Here is a 23,075-nt window from a genome sequence, read left to right as displayed (position 1 = left end):
GTCGCTCCTCCTGTCATCACGCAAACGGGTTGGCAGCCGTGCAATCCGCACACCGCTGCCGAGATGGGCATGCGTCGCCTTTGCGGCGCGCCGCCTCGTATGGAACGCGCATTATTCATCATTTTCGCGCCGCAGCAAATGATAGTGAACCGCACCGGCCTTGCCGTGCTTCACCACCTGCCAGCCCGCGAGCGCTTCGTGCGCGGCCGTGTCGAGCTCCGCGCCCGTCTCGACGTACAACGCGCCGCCCGGCGCGACGAGCGATGCCGACAGCGCGATCGCACGATCGAGCACGGCCTGCTCGCCGAATGGCGGATCGAGGAACACGACGTCGAACGCGCCCGGCGTCAGACCGGCCGCGAGCCTCAGCGCGTCGGCTTCCGCGACCTCGACCGAGCGTGCGCCAAGCTTGTCCTTGATCGCGCGCAGCTGCTGCGCGGCGCGCGGATGACGCTCGACCATCACGACGCTCGACGCACCGCGCGACGCGGCTTCGAAGCCGAGCGCACCGGTGCCCGCGAACAGGTCGAGACAGCGCCATCCGTCGAGATCCTGGCCGAGCCAGTTGAACAGCGTCTCGCGCACGCGATCGGGCGTCGGCCGCAGGCCGTCGAGATCGAGCACGGCGAGCGGCGTGCGTTTCCAGTCACCGCCGATGATGCGGATCGTGTGCGGCTTGCCGCGGCCAGAGGGGGCCGCAGCGCGGCCGGAAGAGGAACGGGACATACGGAATATCGACAACGGAGGGACCGGGTGCGCACGAGGGCGCACCGCCAAACAGGCGCACGTTACCACAGCGGCGGCGCGCACTGACGCGAGCGCCCCGCCGCACTGATAAAATGCACGGTTTCGGCCGCCGTGCGCACGCAGGACGGCCCCTCCGGCGCTCCGCCATGGCGGCGCCCGCCCTCTTCCCGACGCCAGACCATGTTCAGCTTCTTCAAACGATTCAAGAAAACGCAGGAGTCCGACTCCGCGGAATCGCAATCGGCCGACGCGCCGCAACCGGACGAGACGCTCGAAGCGCCTGAAGCGCCCGCGCCCGAGGCCCCGCCGGCACCCGCGCAGCCGGTCGCGCCGGCCGTCGTGATGACGGTCACGCCGACCAGCGACGGCAGCGACGAGGTCGTCGAAGCGGTCGAGATCGTGCCGCCACCCACGCAGGATGCGACCGCGAAGAAGTCGTGGCTCGCCCGCCTGAAAACCGGGCTCGCAAAGACCGGCTCGAGCATCACCGGCGTGTTCGTCAACACGAAGATCGACGAGGATCTGTACGAAGAGCTCGAAACCGCGCTGCTGATGTCCGACGCCGGCGTCGATGCGACCGAGTACCTGCTCGGCGCGCTGCGCGAAAAGGTGCGCGTGGGCCGGCTGACCGACCCGCAGCAGGTGAAGAGCGCGCTGCACGACCTGCTCGTCGAGCTGCTGGCGCCGCTCGAGAAATCGCTGATGCTCGGCCGCGCGCAGCCGCTCGTGATGATGATCACCGGCGTGAACGGCGCGGGCAAGACGACCAGCATCGGCAAACTCGCGAAGCATCTGCAGAGCTTCGACCAGTCGGTGCTGCTGGCCGCGGGCGACACGTTCCGCGCGGCCGCGCGCGAACAGCTGGCGGTCTGGGGCGAGCGCAACAACGTGACGGTCGTGCAGCAGGAAAGCGGCGACCCGGCCGCGGTGATCTTCGACGCGGTCAGCGCCGCGCGCGCGCGCAAGATCGACGTGATGATGGCCGACACGGCCGGCCGCCTGCCGACGCAGCTCCACCTGATGGAAGAGCTGAAGAAGGTGAAGCGGGTGATCTCGAAGGCGCACGACGGCGCGCCGCACGAGGTGCTGCTCGTGATCGACGCGAACACGGGCCAGAACGCGCTCACGCAGGTGAAGGCATTCGACGATGCGCTCGGCCTCACCGGCCTGATCGTCACGAAACTGGACGGCACCGCGAAGGGCGGCATTCTCGCCGCGATCGCGCGGCAACGTCCGGTGCCCGTCTACTTCATCGGCGTCGGCGAGAAGGTGGAAGACCTGCAGCCGTTCAACGCAGCGGAATTCGCGGACGCGCTGCTCGGCTGAGCACCGCCGGCCTGCACCGCACAGGGCGCCTTCGGGCGCCCTTTTTCATGCGCGGCCGCCTGCCGGCGGGCGCCACACGTCACTCGGCGTCGGGCTGCGCGCCGGGCTCGGCGGCCTTGAACGCGTCGAGCGTCGATGCGTAGTCGGTAATCCGCTGGATCGTCGGGAAGCGCGTCGTGTCGATCGAGAACCGGTTCGCGTTGAACACCTGCGGCACGACGCAGATATCGGCGAGCGTCGGCGTGTCGCCGAAGCACAGCTTGCCGGTACGCGGATCGTTCGCGAGACGCGTCTCGAGCGATGCAAAACCGGCCTCGATCCAGTGCCGATACCACGCGTTCTTCGCTTCCTCGGGCACCTTCAGCGTGTGCTTCAGGTACTTCAGCACGCGCAGGTTGTTCAGCGGATGGATCTCGCATGCGACCTGCAGCGCAATCGCCCGCACATACGCGCGGTCGAGCGGCTGCTTCGGCAGCAGCGCGGGTTCGGGATGCGTTTCCTCGAGATATTCGATGATCGCGAGCGATTGCTGCAGCGTCGCATCGCCGTCGACCAGCGACGGCACGACCGCATCCGGATTCACCGCGCGGTATGCGTCCTTCAGTTGCTCGCCGCCGTCGCGCAACATGTGCACCGGGACGGTCTCGTACGGCAGCTGCTTCAGGTTCAGGGCGATCCGCACGCGGTACGACGCGGAACTGCGGAAATAGCTGTAGAGCTTCATGGGATGTCTCTCGTGGTCGTATTCTGCCCGCATCGGCATGCGCGGCACGCGCGCGACACCGCCGGGAACCAGAGTTTAGCGCGCCACGCCGCGGCGGCGCGCGCGGCCGCTCGCTTGGGCGAGTCGCGCCCGTGCGATACTCGGGGCATTCCTCACCGTTCACCGCGCGGCCCGATGCCGGCCGCCCGCCCCACGCTCCGATGACCGCTCCCCAAGACTCCGCAGCCTCGCCGTTCCCTTGCGCCCGCTTCATCAAGGAAATCGGCCGCGGTCCGCACGGCGCGCGCGCGCTGTCCGCCGAAGACACGTTCGAGCTCTATCGCGCGATGCTCGATGCGCGCGTATCGGACGTCGAACTCGGCGCGGTCCTGATCGCCTATCGCCTGAAGGGCGAAACCGCCGACGAGCTGGCCGCCATGCTCGCCGCCGCACAGGTGTCGTTCGAGCCGATTCGCGTGCAGGATGCGGCGTTCCGCCCGGTGTCGATCCCGAGTTACAACGGCGCGCGCAAGCAGCCGAACCTGGTGCCGCTGCTCGCCCTGCTGCTCGCACGCGAAGGCGTGCCGGTGCTCGTGCACGGCGTGGAGCGCGATCCGGGCCGCGTGACGAGCGCGGAGATCTTCTCCGCGCTGTCGATCGCGTCGTCGACGTCGCACGACGCGATCGAGGACACGCTCGCCGAACGCCGCGTCGCATTCGCGCCGATCGACGCGCTGGCGCCGCGCCTCGCGCGCCTGCTGGCGCTGCGCGGAGTGCTCGGCGTGCGCAACTCCACGCATACGCTCGTCAAGATCCTGCAGCCGTTCGCGCCGACGGGCCTGCGGCTCGTCAACTACACGCATCCGCCGTACCGCGACAGCCTCGCCCAACTGTTCCGCGACCATCCCGACGCCGCGCTCGGCGGCGCGCTGCTCGCGCGCGGCACCGAAGGCGAGGCGGTGGCCGACACGCGGCGCCAGGTGCAGGTCGACTGGCTGCACGACGGCGTGTGCGACACGCTGATCGAAGCCGAGCGCTCGTCGACCGACGCAGCCCCCGTCGCGCTACCCGAATCGCGCGACGCGGCGACGACGGCCGCATGGACGGATGCCGTGCTGCGCGGCGAAATCCCGGTGCCCGACACGCTCGCGCGACAGGTCGAAACGATCGTGCGGATCGCCCGGATCGCGCCCTGACCGCCGCGGGCTTCGCGCCGATATTTCCGCCGACCATTTGACACGCGCCCGCATCCTGGCATAGAGTTGCCGACATGCGTTCCTTTCCGAACACCCTCCGAATTACCTCCGGCCGCCTAGCGCGGCCGCTATCGCTACGACTAGCCTAAGGCTGTCGTAGCGCCGTGTGCTGTTCGCACGGTCCCTCCCAGCAGTTCCTCGCAGCACCCTTCTCGCAGTTTTTACAACCCGAAGTCGTCAGCATTCGTCCGTCTATCCGTCGGTCGATTCGCGAAGATCATCCGTATCCGTAGCGCTATCCGGCGCCACGGTGCGAGGCAGCGCCAACCGTCGCCCATGCCGCCCGTCTTCGCTCGCGACTTGAGACCCGAGGTCCAGAAGATGAAGCGCAACCCGCAAGACAAGTACCGCCCGTTCGAGTCCGTCCGCCTCCATGGCCGCCGCTGGCCGACCCGCACCATCGAACGTGCGCCGGTCTGGATGAGCACCGACCTGCGCGACGGCAACCAGTCGCTGATCGAGCCGATGAGCATCGAACAGAAGCTGGAATTCTTCGACATGCTGGTCGCGATCGGTTTCAAGGAGATCGAAGTCGGTTTTCCGTCGGCGTCGCAAACCGACTTCGATTTCGTCCGCAAGCTGATCGACGAGAAGCGCATCCCCGACGACGTGACGATCGAAGTGCTCGTGCAGTCGCGCGAAGACCTGATCGCCCGGACGTTCGATGCGCTCGAAGGCGTCCCGCGCGCGATCGTGCACCTCTACAACGCGGTCTGCCCGTCGTTCCGCCGCATCGTGTTCGGGATGTCGAAGGCCGACGTGAAGGCGCTCGCGGTCGAGGGCACGCGAATCATCAAGGAACACGCGGCCGCTCGCCCGGACACGCAGTGGACCTATCAGTACTCGCCGGAAACCTTCAGCATGACCGAGCTGACGTTCGCGCGCGAAGTGTGCGATGCGGTCGCGCAGACGTGGCGCCCGACCCGCGATCACAAGATGATCGTGAACCTGCCGGCGACCGTCGAAGCCGCGAGCCCGAACGTGTTCGCCGACCAGATCGAGTGGATGGACCGCAACCTCGCATATCGCGACAGCATCGTGTTGTCCGTGCATCCGCACAACGATCGCGGCACCGCGGTCGCGGCCGCCGAACTCGCGCTGCTCGCGGGCGCCGACCGCATCGAAGGCTGCCTGTTCGGCAACGGCGAGCGCACCGGCAACGTGGACCTCGTCACGCTCGCGCTGAACCTCTATACGCAGGGCATCGACCCGGGCCTCGATTTCTCCGACATCGACGCGGTGCGCCGCGTGGTCGAGCGCTGCAACCAGATTCCCGTGCATCCGCGCCATCCGTACGCGGGCGACCTCGTGTTCACCGCGTTCTCGGGCTCGCATCAGGACGCGATCCGCAAAGGCTTCGCGCAGCAGCGCCCCGACGCGGTGTGGGAAGTCCCGTATCTGCCGATCGACCCGGCCGACCTCGGCCGCAGCTACGACGCGGTGATTCGCGTCAACAGCCAGTCCGGCAAGGGCGGCGCGACGTTCCTGCTCGAACGCGGGATGGGCTTCACGCCCACGCGCCGCGTGCAGATCGAGTTCAGCGCCGCGGTGCAGACGCTCGCCGACGCATCCGGCGAGGAAGTGACGGGCGACGCGATCTGCGCGCTGTTCGCACGCGAATTCTTCGAGACGGATGGCCCGGCCGCGCGCCACGGCAACGCCGCACGCTGGCAGCACCGCGAGATCGCGGGCACGCCGCCGGCCGACGCGACGCCCGAGGACGCCGTGCAGCACGCGGCCGCGGCGTTCGCGGCGGCGGCCGGCGTGACGATCGACGTCGCGTCGTGCGAACACGTCCGCACGACGGACGGCCGGATCGCGGTATCGGTCGGCTGCCGGGTCGGCGATGCGCCGCTGCGGCATGGCGTCGGGCTGCACGACGATGCGGCGAGCGCCGCGCTCGACGCGGTCGCGAGCGCGATCAACCGCTCGGCGTGGCAGTGCGCCGACCGCCGCGCGGCAGCCTGACTACCGGGTTTCGCCTCGAGGTCTGAACGTCAGCGAGCGGTGTGTGACCGCCCGTGCGCCGCGCGATCCGCGCCGCACGGGGCAGCAAAAAGCGGCCCAGAAGGCCGCTTCGGTCGGGACATGAAAACGGGCGCGACCTGCGCTCACGTCTCGGTCGCACACCGCGTCGCCTGCCACGCCAGCAGGCGCCAGTGGCCCTGCTCGTGGGTGTGGACGGCGGTGTAGGCGATCGGGAACACGAGCCCGCCGTTGTTCGTTTCCATCTCGATCAACGCGCGCCCCGTGACGACGCAGGTGGCGTCGCCGACCGGCAGCAGATCCTGCGACTGGATTTCGATCTGGCGATAGCGGCGGCGGCCGGCGACGATGGCGTCGATGAACTGCTGCTTGGTTTCGCGTTTGCCGTTGGTGTGCACGAAGAACACCTTGTCCGACAATTGCGCTTCGAGCGCTTCGCCGTCCCCGTCCACCATCGCCCGGAACCGATCGCGCTCGAGCGCGCGGATCGCATCGACTACCTTCGCCATCGCCTGACTCCTCGGCAACGCGCCCGCCATGCGGGCGTAGTACGGATCAGAAGTTGTACTGTACGTAGAACTGGTGGAAATTTATACCAGGATTCGGCTCTTTGATACCCGCGTTAGACACATGTTCGAAACGGTAGCCAACCTGATACTGTTGCCGTTGGCCGAACTGCACGCCCACCCCCGCGGTCGGCGCGAACTGGAACGCGGTCGACACCGAGAAATTGTTCGAGATCGTCGGATGCGTCAGTAGCCGAAGACCACCGCCGGCCTCGATGTACGGCCGTATCGCCCCTGCGCTCTTGATGAAACGGAACATCGGCGTCAGGCCGAATTCGCCGATGCTGCTGTGGACGTTGCCGCCCGTGTGCCAGTAGCCTGCGTGCCCTTCGACCACGAACGCGAAGTGCCAGCCGCCGATTGCCCACCAGTTCCAGCCCGGATCCCAGACCACTCCGAGATCGCCCTTGTCGATCCCGTGACGATCGGAAAACCCGCCGCCCGCCTGGATTCCCCACCGATCCGCGAATGCTGCTGTCGATCCGCCAAGTAATGACGCGGCGAGCATCGCATGCAGCGCAAGCCGGCTGCGGGGCCGGCGATTTTTTTTATTGTTCATCTGACACTCCAACTTTTTGGGTTGAATGGAGCCTGCCGCAGCGGCCGGGCCCGAGCGAACTGAATGGTATGGTAAAGGACTTTTCTGATCGGCATCGCGAAGCGAAATGGTTTGCTTCTAAAACTACAAAAATCGAAATCGTCTACTGATTCCCCTCAGAAACAACGGCTTACGGAACTCCGTCGCTTCGGCTGGGTCGCACTTTAGACTATCGACTCGACTAATCCGATAGAAAAACCGGGAACTCCGATGCCCACGTGCGCTCTAAGGAATTAGCACTCGGATTGTGGGAGTGCTAAGATTGGCCTCGGAGTCTCGTCCGAGACCAGGGTTTGTCCCTGATTCCAAAGGAGTTTTTTAGTGAGCCACGCTTTGACCCTTCCGAATACCCTGAGCCCGACGCCGGCCAAGGCCGAATCGGCAGGCTCGCTGGCGCTCGCAACTCAATCGATGTTGCCGGGCCAGCTTGGCAACATCGACGCGTATATCCAGGCCGTCAACCGCATCCCGCTGCTGACCGCTGAAGAAGAACGCCAGTACGCAACCGAATTCCGCGACAACAACAACCTCGACTCGGCACGTCGCCTGGTGCTGTCGCACCTGCGGCTCGTCGTGTCGATCGCCCGTAACTATCTCGGCTACGGGCTGCCGCACGGCGACCTGATCCAGGAAGGCAACATCGGCCTGATGAAGGCCGTGAAGCGCTTCGACCCGGCGCAAAACGTGCGTCTGGTGTCGTACGCGATCCACTGGATCAAGGCCGAAATCCACGAGTACATCCTGCGCAACTGGCGGATGGTGAAGGTCGCGACCACGAAAGCGCAGCGCAAGCTGTTCTTCAACCTGCGCAGCCACAAGAAGAGCATGCAGGCGATGACGCCCGAGGAAATCGACGGCCTCGCGCAGGAGCTCAACGTCAAGCGTGAAGACGTGTCCGAGATGGAAACGCGCCTGTCGGGCGGCGACATCGCGCTCGAAGGGCAAGTCGAGGACGGCGAGGAGTCGTACGCGCCGATCGCCTATCTGGCCGACTCGCACAACGAGCCGACCGCCGTGCTGGCCGCGCGTCAGCGCGACATGCTGCAGACGGACGGCATCTCGCAAGCACTCGACGCGCTCGACGCGCGCAGCCGCCGGATCATCGAGGCGCGCTGGCTGCACGTCGACGACGACGGCTCGGGCGGCTCGACGCTGCACGATCTCGCCGCCGAATTCGGCGTGTCCGCGGAACGCATCCGCCAGATCGAAGCGAGCGCCATGAAAAAGATGCGCACCGCACTCGCCGAATACGCATAAGCCCGGCGATTTAGAGCGCTTCACCCAAAACCGCTGCCTCTCCGGCAGCGGTTTTTTTTCGCCTGTTTGCCCGCCAGTCGCTTCACTTATTAATCGACCTTATTGATCGGGTATTGGGCGGCGTGCGGCCCCTTCCGCATAACCTTGATCTACCTCAAGTTTTTACCCGCATTTCGCGACGGTCTGCCGCAGCGCAGCACTCGGCATCGGGAAGCCGGCATTTTAAAATCGGTATGTCGGCATAAAAGGATTAATAACAGCTTCACTGCCGTCATAAATCCGACGTAAAGTCGCCCCAAAACCAACGCAAATCGATTCAGGATTATCGCCTTGATCTCGATCAATAAAGAGCCTGCGCCGCCCCCCCCGCCGGCCGCCGGTGCGATCGGCTGGCGCGCCCGCATCGCCGCGTGGGCCCGTGGACCCACGCTCGTGCGCGACATCACGCTGGTGCTGATCGTCAAGCTGATCCTCCTGATGTCGCTCAAATACGCGTTCTTCAATCATCCGCAGGCCGAGCACATGTCGCTGCCGCCCGCCGTCGTCGCCGAAAGACTGCTTTCGGTGCCGGCACCCGCCTCTACCGAGGGAGACCACCATGATAAGTAGCGAAGTCGTCGATCTGTCGCGTCTGCAGTTCGGCATCACGGCGCTCTACCACTTCCTGTTCGTGCCGCTGACGCTCGGCCTGTCCTGGCTGCTCGTCATCATGGAAGCCGTCTACGTGATGACCGGCAAGCAGGTCTACAAGGACATGACCCAGTTCTGGGGCAAGCTGTTCGGGATCAACTTCGCGATGGGCGTGACGACCGGCATCACGCTCGAATTCCAGTTCGGCACGAACTGGTCGTACTACTCGCACTACGTCGGCGACATCTTCGGCGTGCCGCTCGCGGTCGAAGGCCTGATGGCGTTCTTCCTCGAATCGACGTTCGTCGGCCTGTTCTTCTTCGGCTGGAACCGCCTGTCGAAGGTCAAGCACCTGATCGTCACGTTCCTCGTCGCGCTGGGCTCGAATCTGTCCGCGCTGTGGATCCTGGTCGCGAACGGCTGGATGAACAACCCGGTCGGCGCGGAGTTCAACTACCAGACGATGCGCATGGAGATGACGAGCCTGTTCGACGTGCTGTTCAACCCGGTCGCGCAGGTGAAGTTCGTGCACACCGTGTCGGCCGGCTACGTGTCGGCGGCAATGTTCGTGCTCGGCGTGTCGTCGTGGTATCTGCTGAAGAAGCGCGACGTCGACTTCGCGCTGCGCTCGTTCGCGGTCGCGGCCGGCTTCGGCCTCGCGGCGACGCTGTGCGTGATCGTGCTCGGCGACGAATCGGGCTATACGACCGGCGAAGTGCAGAAGATGAAGCTCGCCGCGATCGAATCCGAATGGGAAACGGCGCCTGCGCCGGCCCCGTTCACGCTGATCGGCATTCCGAACCAGGAGGAACAGCGCACCGACTACGCGATCAAGATCCCGTACGCGCTCGGCCTGATCGCAACCCGCTCGATCGACGAACCGGTGATCGGCCTGCGCGAGCTGGCCAGGCATAACGAGGAACACATCCAGAGCGGGATGATCGCGTATGGCGCGTTGCAGAAGATCAAGGAAGGCGACACGAGCGAAGCCACCCACGCGCTGTTCGACCAGCACAAGCAGTATCTCGGCTACGGGCTGATGCTCAAGCAGTTCACGCCGAACGTGGTCGACGCCACGCCCGAGCAGATCAAGGCCGCCGCGAAGAAGACGATCCCGCCGGTCGCGCCCGTGTTCTTCTCGTTCCGGATCATGGTGGCCCTCGGCTTCCTGTTCGTCGCGACGTTCGTGGCCGCGTTCTGGTTCTGCGCGCGCCGCGAGCTGCTGCAGGACAACCGTCGCTGGTTCCTGCGCTATGCGGTGTGGGCGATCCCGCTGCCCTGGATCGCGATCGAATTCGGCTGGATCGTCGCCGAGCTCGGCCGCCAGCCGTGGACGATCGCGGGCGTGCTGCCGACTCACCTATCCGCGTCGAGCCTGCAGCCGAGCGACCTGTACCTGAGCCTCGCCGGCTTCATCCTGTTCTACACCGCACTGTTCGTCATCGAGATCAAGCTGATGTTCAAGTACGCGCGCCTCGGCCCGTCGTCGCTGCACACCGGCCGCTATCACCACGAACTCGCCGCCGGCGAGCGCGCGGCGGTTTGAGCACGCCCCTGCAACGGAACAAGGAATCGCTATGGACTATGCAACTCTCAAGCTGATCTGGTGGCTGCTCGTCGGCGTGCTGCTGATCGGCTTCGCCGTCACCGACGGCTTCGACATGGGCGCCACCGCGCTGCTGCCGTTCCTCGGCAAGACCGACGACGAGCGCCGCATCATCGTCAACACCGTCGGTGCGACGTGGGAAGGCAACCAGGTGTGGCTGATCACGGCCGGCGGCGCGATGTTCGCCGCGTGGCCGCTCGTCTACGCCGCGTCGTTCTCCGGCTTCTACTTCGCGATGCTGCTCGTGCTGTTCGCGCTGTTCTTCCGGCCGGTCGGCTTCGACTACCGCAGCAAGCGCCCTGATCCGCGCTGGCGCGCCGGCTGGGACTGGGGCCTGTTCGTCGGCGGCTTCGTGCCGGCGCTGGTGTTCGGCGTCGCGTTCGGCAACCTGCTGCAGGGCGTGCCGTTCCAGTTCGACAACGACCTGCGCGTGACCTATTACGGCAGCTTCTGGGCGCTGCTGAACCCGTTCGCGCTGCTCTGCGGGCTCGTCAGCCTCACGATGCTCGTCGCGCACGGCGCCGCGTTCATCAAGATGAAGACCGACGGCGTGATCGCCCGCCGCGCGTCGATCGCGCTGCGCGTGTCGGCGCTGCTCGCGGTCGTGCTGTTCGTGCTGGCCGGCGTGCTGATCGCGTCGACCATCGGCGGCTTCCACATCACGCACGCCGCGCCGACCGACTCGGTCGCGAACCCGCTGCTCAAGGACGTCGCCGCCGGCTCGGGGCTTTGGCTCGCGAACTACAGCGAGTATCCGTGGATGATCGCGGCGCCGGTCGTCGGCATCGCCGGCGGCCTGCTCGCGCTGCTGCTTGCTGGCTCGAAGCAGGAAAAGACGGCGTTCTTCTGCACCGGCCTGATGATCACCGGCGTGATCCTGACCGCGGGCTTCTCGATGTTCCCGTTCATCATGCCGTCGTCGCTCGATCCGCGCAGCAGCCTGACCGTGTGGGATTCGACGTCGAGCCAGAAGACGCTGCAGGTGATGCTGTTCGCGGTGATCGTGTTCCTGCCGATCATCCTGATCTACACGAGCTGGGTCTACCGCGTGATGCGCGGCAAGGTCACGCGTCAGACGCTCGAAGAAAACAAGCACTCGATGTATTGAACCCGGCCGGGGCGCGCACGCGCCCTGCCCTCCCGTTTCGCAAGGAGTCGGATCATGTGGTATTTCAGCTGGATTCTCGGTATCGGCGTCGCGCTGTCGTTCGGCATCGTCAACGCGATGTGGCTCGAAGCGCGGCAGAAATCGCCGGAAGTGCCGGTGCGCGCACGGCGCGACTGAACGATGGGCGCGGCGGTTCGTTCCGCCGCCGCCCGCCGCAACGAACCTCGCTTCGCGCGAGGTTTTTTTTCGTCCGCGCACCGACCACACCAAAGAAAAACGGCTTGCGATGCACTCGCAAGCCGTTTCGTTGTGTCGGCCCGCCCGACTCCGCCGCGCGGGTCAGGCCGGCCTCATCGCAGCAGTCCGCATCAGGCCGGTTGCGCGGCCGCGCCGCCGCCCGCCGGCGGCACCCGCGCGCCGAGCTGTTCGGCATAGCGCGCGGCTGCGTTGCCGCACACGATGTGGAACGTATCCGTCGACACCCAGGCGACGTCGAGCGCGCCGAGACGATCGCGATCGACCGCCGACGCATCGCGCACGACGACACGCAGGCGCGTGGTCGCGATCGCGTCGAGCGACGCGACGTTGGTCGCACCGCCGAACACGGCAAGCCAACGCAGCGGATCGGGATCGAGCGGGCCGGCCGCTGCGCCCGTGACCGGCTGCGCGGCGGCGGCCGTGGCGGTCGCCGCCGCGCCGGTCGCGCCGCTGCCGATGGCCGAGCGCATTTCGTCGGCAATGATGTCGGCTTCGGGCCCGATGATCACCTGCACGCTGTTGCCGCCGCGTTTGAGCACGCCGCGCGCACCGATCGACTTCAGTTGCGGCTCCGACACCTTCTCCGGATCGACGACGGTCAGCCGCAGACGCGTCGTGCATGCGTCGACGACCGTCAGGTTGCCCGCCCCGCCGAGCGCGGCGATGTAGCGCTGCGCGCGCGGCGCGGCCGCGGCAGCACCGGCCGCCGGCGCGACGAAACCACCCGTGGCATACGACTCGGTCGCCGCATCGGCCGACGCCGGTTCGCGGCCCGGCGTCGCCATGTTGAACTTGCGGATGAAGAAGCGGAACAGCCCGTAGTACGCGACGGCGTACGCGATGCCGAGCGGAATCGCGATCCAGCCCTTCGTCGACAGCCCGTAGTTCAGCACGTAGTCGATCGCGCCGGCCGAGAACGTGAAGCCGAGCTTCACGTCGAGCAACTGGCAGATCGCGAGCGACAGCCCCGTGAGCACCGCGTGGATCACGTACAGCACCGGCGCGAGGAACATGAAGCTGAATTCGATCGGCTCGGTCACGCCGGTCAGGAACGACGTGAGCGCCATCGACAGCAGCAGGCCGCCGACCATCGCGCGACGCTCCTTCGGCGCTTCGTGCAGCATCGCGAGACACGCGGCCGGCAAGCCGAACATCATGATCGGGAAGAAGCCGGCCATGAAGGTGCCCGCGGTCGGGTCGTGCGCGAAGAAGCGGTGCAGGTCGCCGTGCACGATCTCGCCGCCGCCGGGCGGCGTGAAGTTGCCGAACACGAACCACGCGAGCGAGTTGATGATGTGGTGCAGGCCCGTGACGAGCAGCAGGCGGTTCAGGAAGCCGAACACGAACGCACCGATCGCGCCCGCCGTCGTCAGCCACTGGCCGGCCGTATCAATTGCATGCTGGACCGGCTGCCACACGTATCCGAATGCGATGCCGAGTATCACGCACACCAGCCCGGTGACGATCGGCACGAACCGCTTGCCGCCGAAGAACGCGAGGTAGTCGGGCAGCTTGATGTCCTTGTAGCGGTTGTACAGCAAGCCCGCGACTACGCCCGCGATGATCCCCGACAGCACGCCCATGTTCAGCTTGGGATCGATGTCCTTCATGATCGCGGTTTCGATCAGGTAGCCGATCGCGCCCGCGAGTGCCGCCACGCCGTTATTGTCCTTCGCGAAACCGACCGCCACACCGATCGCGAACAGGAGCGGCAGGTTGTCGAAGATCGCGCCGCCGGCGTCGGCGATCATCTTGATGTTGAACACATCCGGTTGCCCGAGTCGCAGCAGGATGCCGGCGACCGGCAATACCGCGATCGGTAGCATCAGGGCCCGGCCCAGACCCTGTATTTTCAGAAACGGATTCCCGTCCATTCAGTCCTCCAATCCATGTCTCGTCATTAATCGTCGTTGACCTAATTGCTTTCGTAGTGAAACGGGTCGCGCGCCCGCCGTCGACGTTCAGTCGAGCGGCCAGACTTCGCGGCTTGCTGCCCTTACCGCCTGTGCCGAGTCGAGTGCGAGCAGATCCTGCGCACGCTGGCGACACAGCTGGTAATCGAGACGGCGCACGCGCGCCTTGATGCCCGGCACCGATACCGGGTCGACCGACAGTTCGGTCACGCCGAGGCCGACGAGGATCGGCACCGCGAGCGGATCGCCGCCCAGCGCACCGCACACGCCGACCCACTTGCCATGCCTTTCAGCGCCGCGCACCGCGATGTCGATCAGGCGCAGCACGGCCGGATGCAGGCCGTCGGACTGCGCGGCGAGATCGGCCTGGCAGCGGTCCATCGCGAGCGTGTACTGCGTGAGGTCGTTGGTGCCGATCGACAGGAAATCCGCATGCTGCGCGAGCTGGTCGGCCAGCAGCGCCGCCGACGGCACCTCGATCATCACGCCGACCTCGATCGGCTCGGTGCGGCCTTGTGCCTGCGCGAATTCGTCGATGCGCTTCCTGATCCGCACGAGCTCGCCCGCGTCCGTCACCATCGGCAGCAGGATGCGCACCGCGCCGAACGGCTTCACCGCGAGCAGGCCCTGCAGCTGATCGTCGAGCAGGTCCGGGCGCACTTGCGCGAGGCGAATGCCGCGCAGGCCGAGCGCCGGGTTCGGTTCGGGCGGCAGCGTCAGGTAATCGACTTCCTTGTCCGCGCCGACGTCGAGCGTGCGGATGATCGCGGTGCGGCCCTGCAGCGCGTCGACGATCGACTGGTAGCTCTGCTGGTGTTCGACGACGGTGGGCGCCGCCTGGCGATGGATGAACATCAGCTCGGTGCGCAGCAGGCCAACCGAGTCCGCGCCGTTGTCGACCGCGGTGTTCGCGTCGTCGAGCGTCGCAATGTTCGCGGCGATCTCGATCGCACGGCCGTCGATGGTCGCCGCGGCCGCGCCGGCCATCTGCCGGTTCGCTTCGCGCACACCGTCCAGGCGCTGGCGCTCGTGCCGGGCGCGCTCGACGTCGAGCGCGGTCGGCGCGTGTTCGAGACGGCCCGCGCTCGCATCGACGACGACCTGCGTGCCGTCCGGAATCGCGTACAGCGCGTCGCCGACCGCGACGAGCGCCGGGATGCCGAGCTGACGCGCGATGATCGCCGCATGCGAGGTCGCGCCGCCGCGCGCCATCACGAGCGCGGTCACGCGCTGGCGATCGAGCGACGACAGGTCGGACGGCGTGAATTCCTCGGCGGCAAGCACGGCCTCGTCGGGCAGCGTGCGCGTCGCGCCGCTCGTGTGGCCGAGTGCGCGCAGCACGCGCTTTTCGATGTCGCGCAGATCGGCCGCGCGCTCGGCGAGCAGCGTGTCGTCGAGCTTCGACAGCGTGTCGATCTGCGCGCGGATGGTCGCGCGCCACGCGAAGCCCGCGCTCTTGCCGAGGCTGATCTGGTCGCGCGCCGCATCGACGAGCGTCGGGTCTTCGAGCAATACGCGATGCACCGCGAAGATCCCCGCCTCGCCGACCGCGCCGCGCGCGGACGCGTTGCGCACCGTCTCGTCGAGATCGGCGTCGACCGACTTCAGCGCCTGGTCGAGGTGGCGGCTTTCAGCGGCAGGCGTGCCGGCTGCCTGTTCGGGCGGCACGATGTCGGCATCGTCGAGACGCACCAGCGCGCCGACCGCGATGCCGGGCGCCGCGCATACGCCTGCGAGCGTGTTCGGGGCGAGCGGCGCGCCGGCGTTGCGCACGCTCGCCTGCGGCGCGGGCGAGCGCAGCCGGGCGGGCTTCTCCTCGGCCTCGCCGTGCGCTTCGCGCAGCAGTTCGTTCGCGATCGCATCGACCGCCTGTTGCGCGTGCGCGCCGCGACCGACGAGCTCGACGGTCGCGCGTTCGCCGGCGCCGAGACCGAGCAGGCCAACCACGCTTTCGATCGACGCCTTGCGGCCGTCGAAATGCACTTCGACGTGCGCGTCGAGCCCGCGCGCGGCTTCGCGCGCCCGCGCGGCCGGCCGCGCATGCAGGCCGCCCGGCTGCGTCAGCACGATCTCGCGGCGCACTTCGTTCATCGCCGCCGCACCGGCCTGCGCCGCCTGCGCGGCGGCTTCGCCCTTGCCGTGCAGCGTGAGCAGCGGCGTCTTGCCGGCCGTCGCGAAACCGCTCGCGCGCTCGACGACGTCGAACGCGTCGGAGTTCGCGATCGCGATCACCGACACCAGCGAATGCGCGCTGCGGGCGACCGCATCCTGATCGAACTCGATCAGCAGGTCGCCCGCTTCGACGCGCGCGCCGGCCTCGACGTGCGCCGTGAAGCCCTGCCCGTTCAGCTCGACCGTGTCGATGCCGATGTGCAGCAGCACTTCCGCGCCTTGCGGCGTCGTGATCGTCACGGCGTGGCCGGTGCGCGCGAGATGCGACACGATGCCGGCGCACGGCGCGACGAGCTTGCCTGCGAGCGGATCGATGCCGATGCCGTCGCCGAACATCCCGCCGGAGAACACCGGATCGGGCACGTCGGCCAGCGCAACGATCGGCCCCGTCAACGGGGCAAGCAGAGCGATCTGATCATGGGTGGAACTCTTCAACTGGGACTCCTCGGCGCGTCTCATCGGCTGTCTCGGCTATCAGTGCGTTTCGGTGACTTTGTTCAGGTGGCGCGGCGTGTCGGGATTGCGGCCGCGCGCGACGGCGAGATCCGCCGCCATTACGTAGAACGAAAGAATGGCGGCGATCGGGTCGAGCGCCGAATGGGCGGACTGCGCGAGCGGCAAGGTCGCGCCGGGCGTACCGGCGGGCGCCGCGAGCAACACGGCCGCACCGCGTGCGCGCATGTCCTGCGCGAGCTGCAGCAGCCCGGCCTGCTCGGGCCCCGGCGGCGCGAACACGAGCAGCGGATAGTCGCGGTCGATCAGCTCCATCGGGCCGTGACGGACTTCGGCGCTCGAGAACGCCTCGGCCTGGATACCCGAGGTTTCCTTCAGCTTCAGCGCGGCTTCCTGCGCGATCGCCAGGCCGAGACCGCGGCCGATCACGATCATCCGTTCGATGCCCGCGAGCGCGGCGACGGCCGGCGACCAGTCGAGCTGGCCGGCTTGCGCGAGCACGTCGGGCAGGCCGCGCAGCGCGGCGATCAGCTCGGCGTCGCGCTGCCAGTGCGCGACGATCTGCGCGGATGCCGACAGCATCGCGATATAGCTCTTGGTCGCGGCGACCGACAGTTCGGGGCCGGCCAGCAGCGGCAACGGGTGCTCGCACGCGTCGGCGAGCGGCGACGGCAGCACGTTCACGGCGGCGACGGTGCGCGCGCCGGCTTCGCGCAGCGCGGCCATCGTGTTGACGAGATCGGGGCTCTTGCCCGACTGGGAGAACGCGATCGCGAGCTGGTCCTGCACCTTCAGCGGCGCCTGCTGCAGCGTCGCGACCGACATCGGCAGCGACGCGACGGGCACGCCGAGGCGGCTCATCGTCAGGCTCGCGAAGTAGCTGGCGGCGTGATCGGAGCTGCCGCGCGCGACCGTCAGCGCGACGGCCGGCGGGTGATCGCGCAGTTGGCCGGCGAGCGCTTCGACGCGCGTGGTGTCGGCGAGTTGCGCGGCGACGACCTGGGCGGACTCGCGCGCTTCCTTAAGCATATTCGACAATCGATTCTCCTTCGACGTAGGTCGCGGTGAGGTTCAGGTCGCGGTCGAACACCGCGAGATCGGCCCATGCGCCGCGCTCGAGGCGGCCGCGATCGGTGACACCGAGGTAGTCGGCCGCATAGCGCGACATCCGGTTCGACACGTCGGCGATCGGCAGGCCGAGCGACACGAGGTTGCGCAGCGCCTGGTCCATCGTCAGCGTGCTGCCGGCGAGCGTGCCGTCGGCGAGGCGCACGCCGCCGAGGCACTTCGTCACGTGCTGGCTGCCGAGCCGGTATTCGCCGTCGGGCATGCCGGTGGCCGACGTGCTGTCGGTCACGACGTACAGGCGCGGGATCGCGCGCAGCGCCGCACGAATCGCGCCCGGGTGCACGTGCAGCAGATCGGGGATGATTTCCGCGTACTCGGCATGCGCGAGCGCGGCGCCGACGAGGCCCGGGTTGCGGTGATGCAGCGGCGACATCGCGTTGAACAGGTGCGTGAAACCGCACGCGCCGTGCTTGAGCGCGGCCACCGCATCGTCGTAGGTCGCAAGCGAGTGGCCGAGCTGCACGCGCACGCCGCGCGCGGCCATCTCGCCGATGATCTCGATGTGGCCGGCGATTTCCGGTGCGAGCGTGACGACGCGGATCGGCGCGATCGACAGGTACTTCAGCACTTCGTCGAGCACGGCCGACACGGCCGCGTCGGGCTGCGCACCGAGCTTGCCGGGATTGATGTACGGCCCTTCGAGGTGCACGCCGAGCACGCGCGCGCCGCCCGGCGTACGGGTGCGCGCGACGGTGCCGAGGTTCGCTACGACTTCCATCAGTTCGTCGCGCGGCGCGGTCATCGTCGTCGCGAGCAGGCTTGTCGTGCCGAACTGCGCGTGCGTGCGCGCGATCGTCTCGATCGCATCGCCGCCTTCCATCACGTCGGCGCCGCCGCCGCCGTGCACGTGCAGGTCGATGAAGCCGGGCAGGATGTACGGCGCGTCGTTCTTCGCGGGGTCGGCGGGCGTGCCGTCGAGCGTGGTGATGCGGCCGTTCACGCTATCGAGCGAACCGTGAATCCAGCCATCGGGGGTAAGGATGTTTCCAGTCAGCATGACGTGTCTCTTGATGATCTGGTGACGCGGACATCCGCGTCGCGATTTGCAAATCCGTTGCGTTTCGTTGCGCGTGGCACGCGGGCAGTCTCGCGCGTCAGCGTTTCAGTTCGGCGACGAAGTCGTAGTAGTCGTCGCGGCAATACGTTTCGGTCACTTCGATCGCGCGCTGGTCGGCGCCATAGCCGATGCGCGTGATCACCAGCAGGGCCGAGCCCGGCTTCACGGCCATCCACTTCGCGATCTCGTGCGTCGCGTTGGCCGCGCGAAAGTGCTGCAGCGCGCGCACGACGGTCATGCCGCGCGCTTCGAGGTATTCGTACAGCGACGCGCCGAGCACCTGCGGATCCGGCACCACCGCAGCCGGCAGCGTCGAATGCTCGACGGCCATCACGATGCCGTCCGCGCGACGCAGCCGTTCGAGCCGCGCAACCGTCGCGCCGGGCGCGAGGCCGAGACGCGTGATCTCGTCGCGGTTCGCGGCGCGCAGCTTGCGCGACAGCCACACCGAATCAGGCATGAAGCCGCGCTGCTGCATCTTCGCGGTGAAGCCGACGAGACGCGACAGCGGATCGGCGACACGCGGCGTGATGAAGCTGCCCGCCCCGCGCGCCCGCTTGATCAGCCCCTGCTCGACCAGCAGCGCGAGCGCACGGCGTGCCGTGATCCGCGACACACCGACCGACACCGACAACAACCGCTCCGACGGCAGCGCCTCTCCGGCTCGCCACGCGCCGGCGTGAATCGCGCTCGCCAGGTTGCGGGCGAGCTGCAGATACAGCGGCGTGTCGTTGACGGGATCGGGCGCCAGTTCGGACCAGCCGGTTTCCATGTGCCTCCGGGTGTCGGACGACGATCTCGGACCGTCGAAAGTGAACGCATTATATAACCACAACAATACCAGTCAACGAACTGGTACTAGCGGTGCGAAAATCGCCGAAAGCCTTGCCAGGCAAGTGTTTTAGTAGCCGTAAAGCCTTTGTTTACAACGTGATACGAGATAGGGATTTACCCGAATTGGTATGCAAGGGGACAGTTAAGACGCCGGATTCGGCGGCTTGGCGGGGCTGAAAACGATACCTGGATAGAACCAGTTCGGCCAACTGGTATGCATGGAGCGCGGCCGCCGCACGCATGCCGGCACGCCGCGTCAATGGAACTCGCGGCTCGACGTGCGCAGGCCACCGAGCAGCGGCGTCAGATCCTCGAAATGCTGCGCGACGAGGTGCCTCACGTCGCTGACGACCTGCCACACGCCCGACGCCGCGAGCAGCCGCGAATCGAGCGTTTCGCGGCGCTGCCGCGCGAGCAGCTCGGGCCGCACGATCACGTTCACGCAGCCCGTTTCGTCCTCGAGCGTCATGAACATCACGCCCTTCGCGGTGCCCGGCATCTGTCGTGCGATCACGATCCCGCACGCGCGCGCGAGCCGGCCGTCGGGACGGTCGCGCAACTCGGCCGCGGACGACAGCCGCTGCGCACGCAGCGCGGGCCGCAGCAGCGCGACCGGGTGGCGGTTCAGCGTGAGACCGGTGGTGTCGTAGTCGGCGAGGATATCGTCGGCTTCCGACGGCGCGCCGAGCGCCGGCTTCTCCGCTTCGTCGATCGGCGCGGCGGCGAGCAGGTCGCGCTCCGGCGCCGCGGCGACGGCCTGCCACAGCGCATCGCGGCGATGGCCGGCGAGCGTCGCGAGCGCGTTCGCGGCGGCGAGCGCTTCGAGATCGCGCCGTTCGAGTTGCGCGCGACGCGCGAGCGCATCGACGCTCTCGAACGGGCCGGCCGCGCGCGCGGCCTCGATGCGCCGCGCAGCCGCTTCGCCGAGACTACTCACGAGCGACAGGCCGAGCCGCACCGCCGGCTGGCCATGCGGCGGCGGCTGGCCCGGCGGCGCTTCGAGCGACGCTTCCCAGCCGCTTTGCGTGACGTCGATCGGCAGCACCGTCACGCGGTGACGCTTCGCGTCCTGCACGAGTTGCGACGGCGGGTAGAAACCCATCGGCTGGCTGTTCAGCAGCGCGGCGAGGAAGATCGCCGGTTCGTGGCATTTGAGCCAGCTGCTCGCGTACGCGAGTTTCGCGAAGCTGGCCGCGTGGCTTTCGGGGAAACCGTATTCGCCGAAGCCCTTGATCTGCTCGAAGATCTGCTCGGCGAACTCGCGCGTGTAGTTGCGTTCGAGCATCCCGTCGACGATCTTGTCGTAATACTTCTCGAGGTTGCCCTTGCGCTTCCACGCGGCCATCGCCCGGCGCAATTCGTCGGCCTCGCCGGGCGTGAAGCCCGCCGCGACGATCGCGATCTGCATCACCTGTTCCTGGAAGATCGGCACGCCGAGCGTGCGTTCGAGCACGGCCTTGAGCGCATCGCTCGGGTACGTGACCTCGCCCTCTTCTTCGCCGGCCACGATCCTGCGCCGCTTCAGATACGGATGCACCGCGCCGCCCTGGATCGGGCCGGGCCGCACGATCGACACCTGGACGACGAGGTCGTAGTAGTTGCGCGGCTTCAGCCGCGGCAGCATCGACATCTGCGCGCGCGATTCGACCTGGAACACGCCGACCGTATCGGCGCGGCAGATCATGTCGTAGGTTGCATCGTCATCCTGAGGAATGTGCTTCAGCGTGAACGGTTCGCCGCCCGGCTCCGGCGGCCCGCGCCACGCGGTGCGCATGTCGAATGCGCGATGCAGCGCCGACAGCATGCCGAGCGCGAGCACGTCGACCTTCATCAGGCCGAGCGCTTCGAGATCGTCCTTGTCCCACTGAATCACGCGCCGCCCGTCCATCGCCGCGTTCTCGACCGGCACGAGCCGCGTGAGCTTGCCGCGGCTGATCACGAAGCCGCCCGAATGCTGCGACAGGTGGCGCGGGAAATTGAGCAGCCGCCCCGCCAGTTCGGCCCATGCCTGAATGATCGGCGTCGCGGGATCGAGCCCGGTCGTCGCAAATTGCTGCAGCAGATCACGACTGCCGTCGAACCAGCGATGCCCTTTCGCGACGCGGTCGACCAGCATCGGATCGACGCCGAGCGCCTTGCCGGTTTCACGCAGCACGCCGCGTGGACGATACGTCGACACGGCCGCCGCGAGTGCGGCGCGATCCTGGCCGTATTTCCGGTAGATATGCTGAATGACTTCTTCCCGACGCTGGTGCTCGAAGTCGACGTCGATATCGGGCGGCTCGCCGCGCTCCTCGCTAATGAAGCGCTCGAACAGCATCGTGCTCTGCTCCGGATTCACTTCGGTGATGCCGAGGCAATAACAGACGACCGAGTTCGCTGCCGAGCCGCGGCCCTGACACAGGATGTTCTGACTGCGCGCGTATTTGACGATGTCGTAGACGGTCAGGAAAAATGGTTCGTAATGTAGCTTCTCAATCAGCGCCAGCTCGTAGTCGATCCGCTCCTGCACGTGCCCGGGTATCTTGCCGGAGTAACGTTGAAGCGCACCGTCCCGGGTCTCCTGCTTGAGGTAACTCGTCGGCGTATGCCCCTTCGGCACGATCTCGTCGGGATACTCGTAGCGAAGCGAGTCCAGTTCGAAAGGACACGCATCGAGAATCGCGCACGTCTCCGCAATCTCCTCCGGCGAGAACAGATTCCCGATCCGGTTCCGCCCACGCAAATGCTGTTCCGCATTCGGCGCAAGCGCATACCCGCACTCGGAAACCGGCATGCCGACGCGGATCGCCGTCATCACGTCCTGCAACTCCTTGCACGAGCGCCGGTGCATCGTCACGTCGCCGAGCGCGACGATGCGTACGCCACGCCGCTCGCCAGCCGCGCGAATCTCCTCGCGCTGCGCACCGTCCAGCGCGCGCTGCAGTTGCACGAGCCCGAGCCGCGCCCGCTCGCCGAACGTCGCGCGAAACCACGCGACCTGCGCATCGAGTACATCGGCACGCACCGGATACGTCGGCACGAGAATCGCGAAGCAGTCAGGCATGGCGCGCAAGTGTGCAAACCCAGCGGGCGGCGCCGACAGCATCCGCGACGTCAGCTTGTAAGTGCCCTTCGGCGATGCCATCCGCCGCCACGAGATCAATTCGGACAGGTTGCCGTAGCCCTCGCGGTTCTGCGCAAGCAACACGAGCCCGAACGCCCCGGGGCCCGGATCGTGGCCGGGTGCGACTTCGTCCGGCGTGATGTCGAAATACGAACCGATGACGAGCGGCAGCCCTTTCGCCTTCGCCGCGACGTGCATGCGCGGCGCGCCTGCAAGCGAGCATTCGTCGGTGATCGCGATCCCGCGATAGCCGAGTTCCGCCGCACGCTCGACCAGTTCCTCCGCATGCGACGCGCCATGCAGGAACGAAAAGTTCGAACGGCAGAACAACTCCGCGTAATCGGGCAGCCAGCTGAATTCCGCAACCATCA

Annotated in this window: 18 protein-coding genes; 8 read left to right on the top strand and 10 right to left on the bottom strand. The window is 67.2% G+C overall.

Going from position 1 to position 23,075, the window contains the following annotated elements:
- Positions 1-111: 111 nt before the first annotated feature.
- Positions 112-726: a 16S rRNA (guanine(966)-N(2))-methyltransferase RsmD gene (gene rsmD / locus BX604_RS09645; RefSeq protein ID WP_098550546.1), complete on the bottom strand. Its 615-nt coding sequence runs from the start codon at positions 724-726 to the stop codon at positions 112-114.
- A 201-nt stretch (positions 727-927) separates the two neighbouring features.
- Between rsmD and ftsY the strand changes: the two genes are divergently transcribed.
- The gene (ftsY, locus tag BX604_RS09640; protein WP_098550545.1) at positions 928-2,073 is read left to right on the top strand and encodes a signal recognition particle-docking protein FtsY; all 1,146 of its coding nucleotides are present in this window, start codon (positions 928-930) and stop codon (positions 2,071-2,073) included.
- Positions 2,074-2,152: 79 nt separating this feature from the next.
- Here ftsY and maiA read toward each other — a convergent pair whose 3' ends face one another.
- Positions 2,153-2,797: a maleylacetoacetate isomerase gene (maiA, locus tag BX604_RS09635; protein ID WP_098550544.1), complete on the bottom strand. Its 645-nt coding sequence runs from the start codon at positions 2,795-2,797 to the stop codon at positions 2,153-2,155.
- A gap of 200 nt (positions 2,798-2,997) precedes the next feature.
- Here maiA and ybiB point away from each other — a divergent pair, with 200 nt between their 5' ends.
- Positions 2,998-3,972 carry a DNA-binding protein YbiB gene (gene ybiB, locus BX604_RS09630; protein ID WP_098550543.1) on the top strand — a complete coding sequence of 325 codons (975 nt, stop codon included), beginning with the start codon at positions 2,998-3,000 and terminating at the stop codon, positions 3,970-3,972.
- A 381-nt stretch (positions 3,973-4,353) separates the two neighbouring features.
- Positions 4,354-6,000: a 2-isopropylmalate synthase gene (leuA, locus tag BX604_RS09625; protein ID WP_098550542.1), complete on the top strand. Its 1,647-nt coding sequence runs from the start codon at positions 4,354-4,356 to the stop codon at positions 5,998-6,000.
- A 143-nt stretch (positions 6,001-6,143) separates the two neighbouring features.
- Here leuA and BX604_RS09620 read toward each other — a convergent pair whose 3' ends face one another.
- Both BX604_RS09620 and BX604_RS09615 read right to left on the bottom strand, forming a co-directional pair.
- Complete coding sequence (locus tag BX604_RS09620; RefSeq protein WP_098550541.1) at positions 6,144-6,527, bottom strand: nuclear transport factor 2 family protein; 384 nt, start codon at positions 6,525-6,527, stop codon at positions 6,144-6,146.
- A 46-nt stretch (positions 6,528-6,573) separates the two neighbouring features.
- Positions 6,574-7,143: an acyloxyacyl hydrolase gene (locus BX604_RS09615; RefSeq protein ID WP_098550540.1), complete on the bottom strand. Its 570-nt coding sequence runs from the start codon at positions 7,141-7,143 to the stop codon at positions 6,574-6,576.
- A 360-nt stretch (positions 7,144-7,503) separates the two neighbouring features.
- Between BX604_RS09615 and rpoH the strand changes: the two genes are divergently transcribed.
- The 5 genes from rpoH to cydX all read left to right on the top strand — a co-directional run bounded on the left by rpoH (position 7,504) and on the right by cydX (position 11,960).
- The gene (gene rpoH / locus BX604_RS09610) at positions 7,504-8,439 is read left to right on the top strand and encodes an RNA polymerase sigma factor RpoH (protein ID WP_098550539.1); all 936 of its coding nucleotides are present in this window, start codon (positions 7,504-7,506) and stop codon (positions 8,437-8,439) included.
- 330 nt (positions 8,440-8,769) lie between these two features.
- A complete protein-coding gene (gene cydP / locus BX604_RS09605; RefSeq protein ID WP_098550538.1) occupies positions 8,770-9,048 on the top strand; it encodes a cytochrome oxidase putative small subunit CydP in 279 nt (92 codons plus the stop codon).
- Positions 9,038-10,615: a cytochrome ubiquinol oxidase subunit I gene (locus BX604_RS09600; protein WP_098550537.1), complete on the top strand. Its 1,578-nt coding sequence runs from the start codon at positions 9,038-9,040 to the stop codon at positions 10,613-10,615. Before cydP ends, BX604_RS09600 begins: the two co-directional genes overlap by 11 nt.
- Before the next feature lie 31 nt (positions 10,616-10,646).
- On the top strand, positions 10,647-11,783 hold the full coding sequence (gene cydB / locus BX604_RS09595; protein WP_098550536.1) for a cytochrome d ubiquinol oxidase subunit II: 1,137 nt from the start codon (positions 10,647-10,649) through the stop codon (positions 11,781-11,783).
- A 54-nt stretch (positions 11,784-11,837) separates the two neighbouring features.
- Positions 11,838-11,960 (top strand): cytochrome bd-I oxidase subunit CydX, encoded by a 123-nt coding sequence (gene cydX / locus BX604_RS09590; RefSeq protein ID WP_098550535.1) that lies wholly within the window; start codon positions 11,838-11,840, stop codon positions 11,958-11,960.
- Positions 11,961-12,151: 191 nt separating this feature from the next.
- On the opposite strand, the gene nagE is transcribed toward cydX, so the two are convergent.
- The 6 genes from nagE to BX604_RS09560 all read right to left on the bottom strand — a co-directional run bounded on the left by nagE (position 12,152) and on the right by BX604_RS09560 (position 23,073).
- The gene (gene nagE / locus BX604_RS09585) at positions 12,152-13,915 is read right to left on the bottom strand and encodes an N-acetylglucosamine-specific PTS transporter subunit IIBC (RefSeq protein ID WP_098550534.1); all 1,764 of its coding nucleotides are present in this window, start codon (positions 13,913-13,915) and stop codon (positions 12,152-12,154) included.
- A gap of 87 nt (positions 13,916-14,002) precedes the next feature.
- A complete protein-coding gene (gene ptsP, locus BX604_RS09580; protein WP_098550533.1) occupies positions 14,003-16,585 on the bottom strand; it encodes a phosphoenolpyruvate--protein phosphotransferase in 2,583 nt (860 codons plus the stop codon).
- A gap of 15 nt (positions 16,586-16,600) precedes the next feature.
- The gene (locus BX604_RS09575; RefSeq protein ID WP_098550532.1) at positions 16,601-17,608 is read right to left on the bottom strand and encodes an SIS domain-containing protein; all 1,008 of its coding nucleotides are present in this window, start codon (positions 17,606-17,608) and stop codon (positions 16,601-16,603) included.
- Positions 17,601-18,704: an N-acetylglucosamine-6-phosphate deacetylase gene (gene nagA, locus BX604_RS09570; RefSeq protein ID WP_098550531.1), complete on the bottom strand. Its 1,104-nt coding sequence runs from the start codon at positions 18,702-18,704 to the stop codon at positions 17,601-17,603. Before nagA ends, BX604_RS09575 begins: the two co-directional genes overlap by 8 nt.
- Before the next feature lie 97 nt (positions 18,705-18,801).
- Complete coding sequence (locus BX604_RS09565; protein ID WP_098550530.1) at positions 18,802-19,536, bottom strand: GntR family transcriptional regulator; 735 nt, start codon at positions 19,534-19,536, stop codon at positions 18,802-18,804.
- Positions 19,537-19,854: 318 nt separating this feature from the next.
- Entirely contained in the window at positions 19,855-23,073 is a 3,219-nt protein-coding gene (locus BX604_RS09560) for an error-prone DNA polymerase (RefSeq protein ID WP_098550529.1), read from the bottom strand.
- Positions 23,074-23,075 lie beyond the last annotated feature (2 nt).

Origin of the sequence: Burkholderia sp. JKS000303 (assembly GCF_002563755.1) — a bacterium.
Taxonomy (GTDB): Bacteria; Pseudomonadota; Gammaproteobacteria; order Burkholderiales; family Burkholderiaceae; genus Burkholderia; species Burkholderia anthina_B.
Note: the sequence above shows the minus strand (reverse complement) of the source record. Positions and strands in the feature narration are given on the sequence as shown.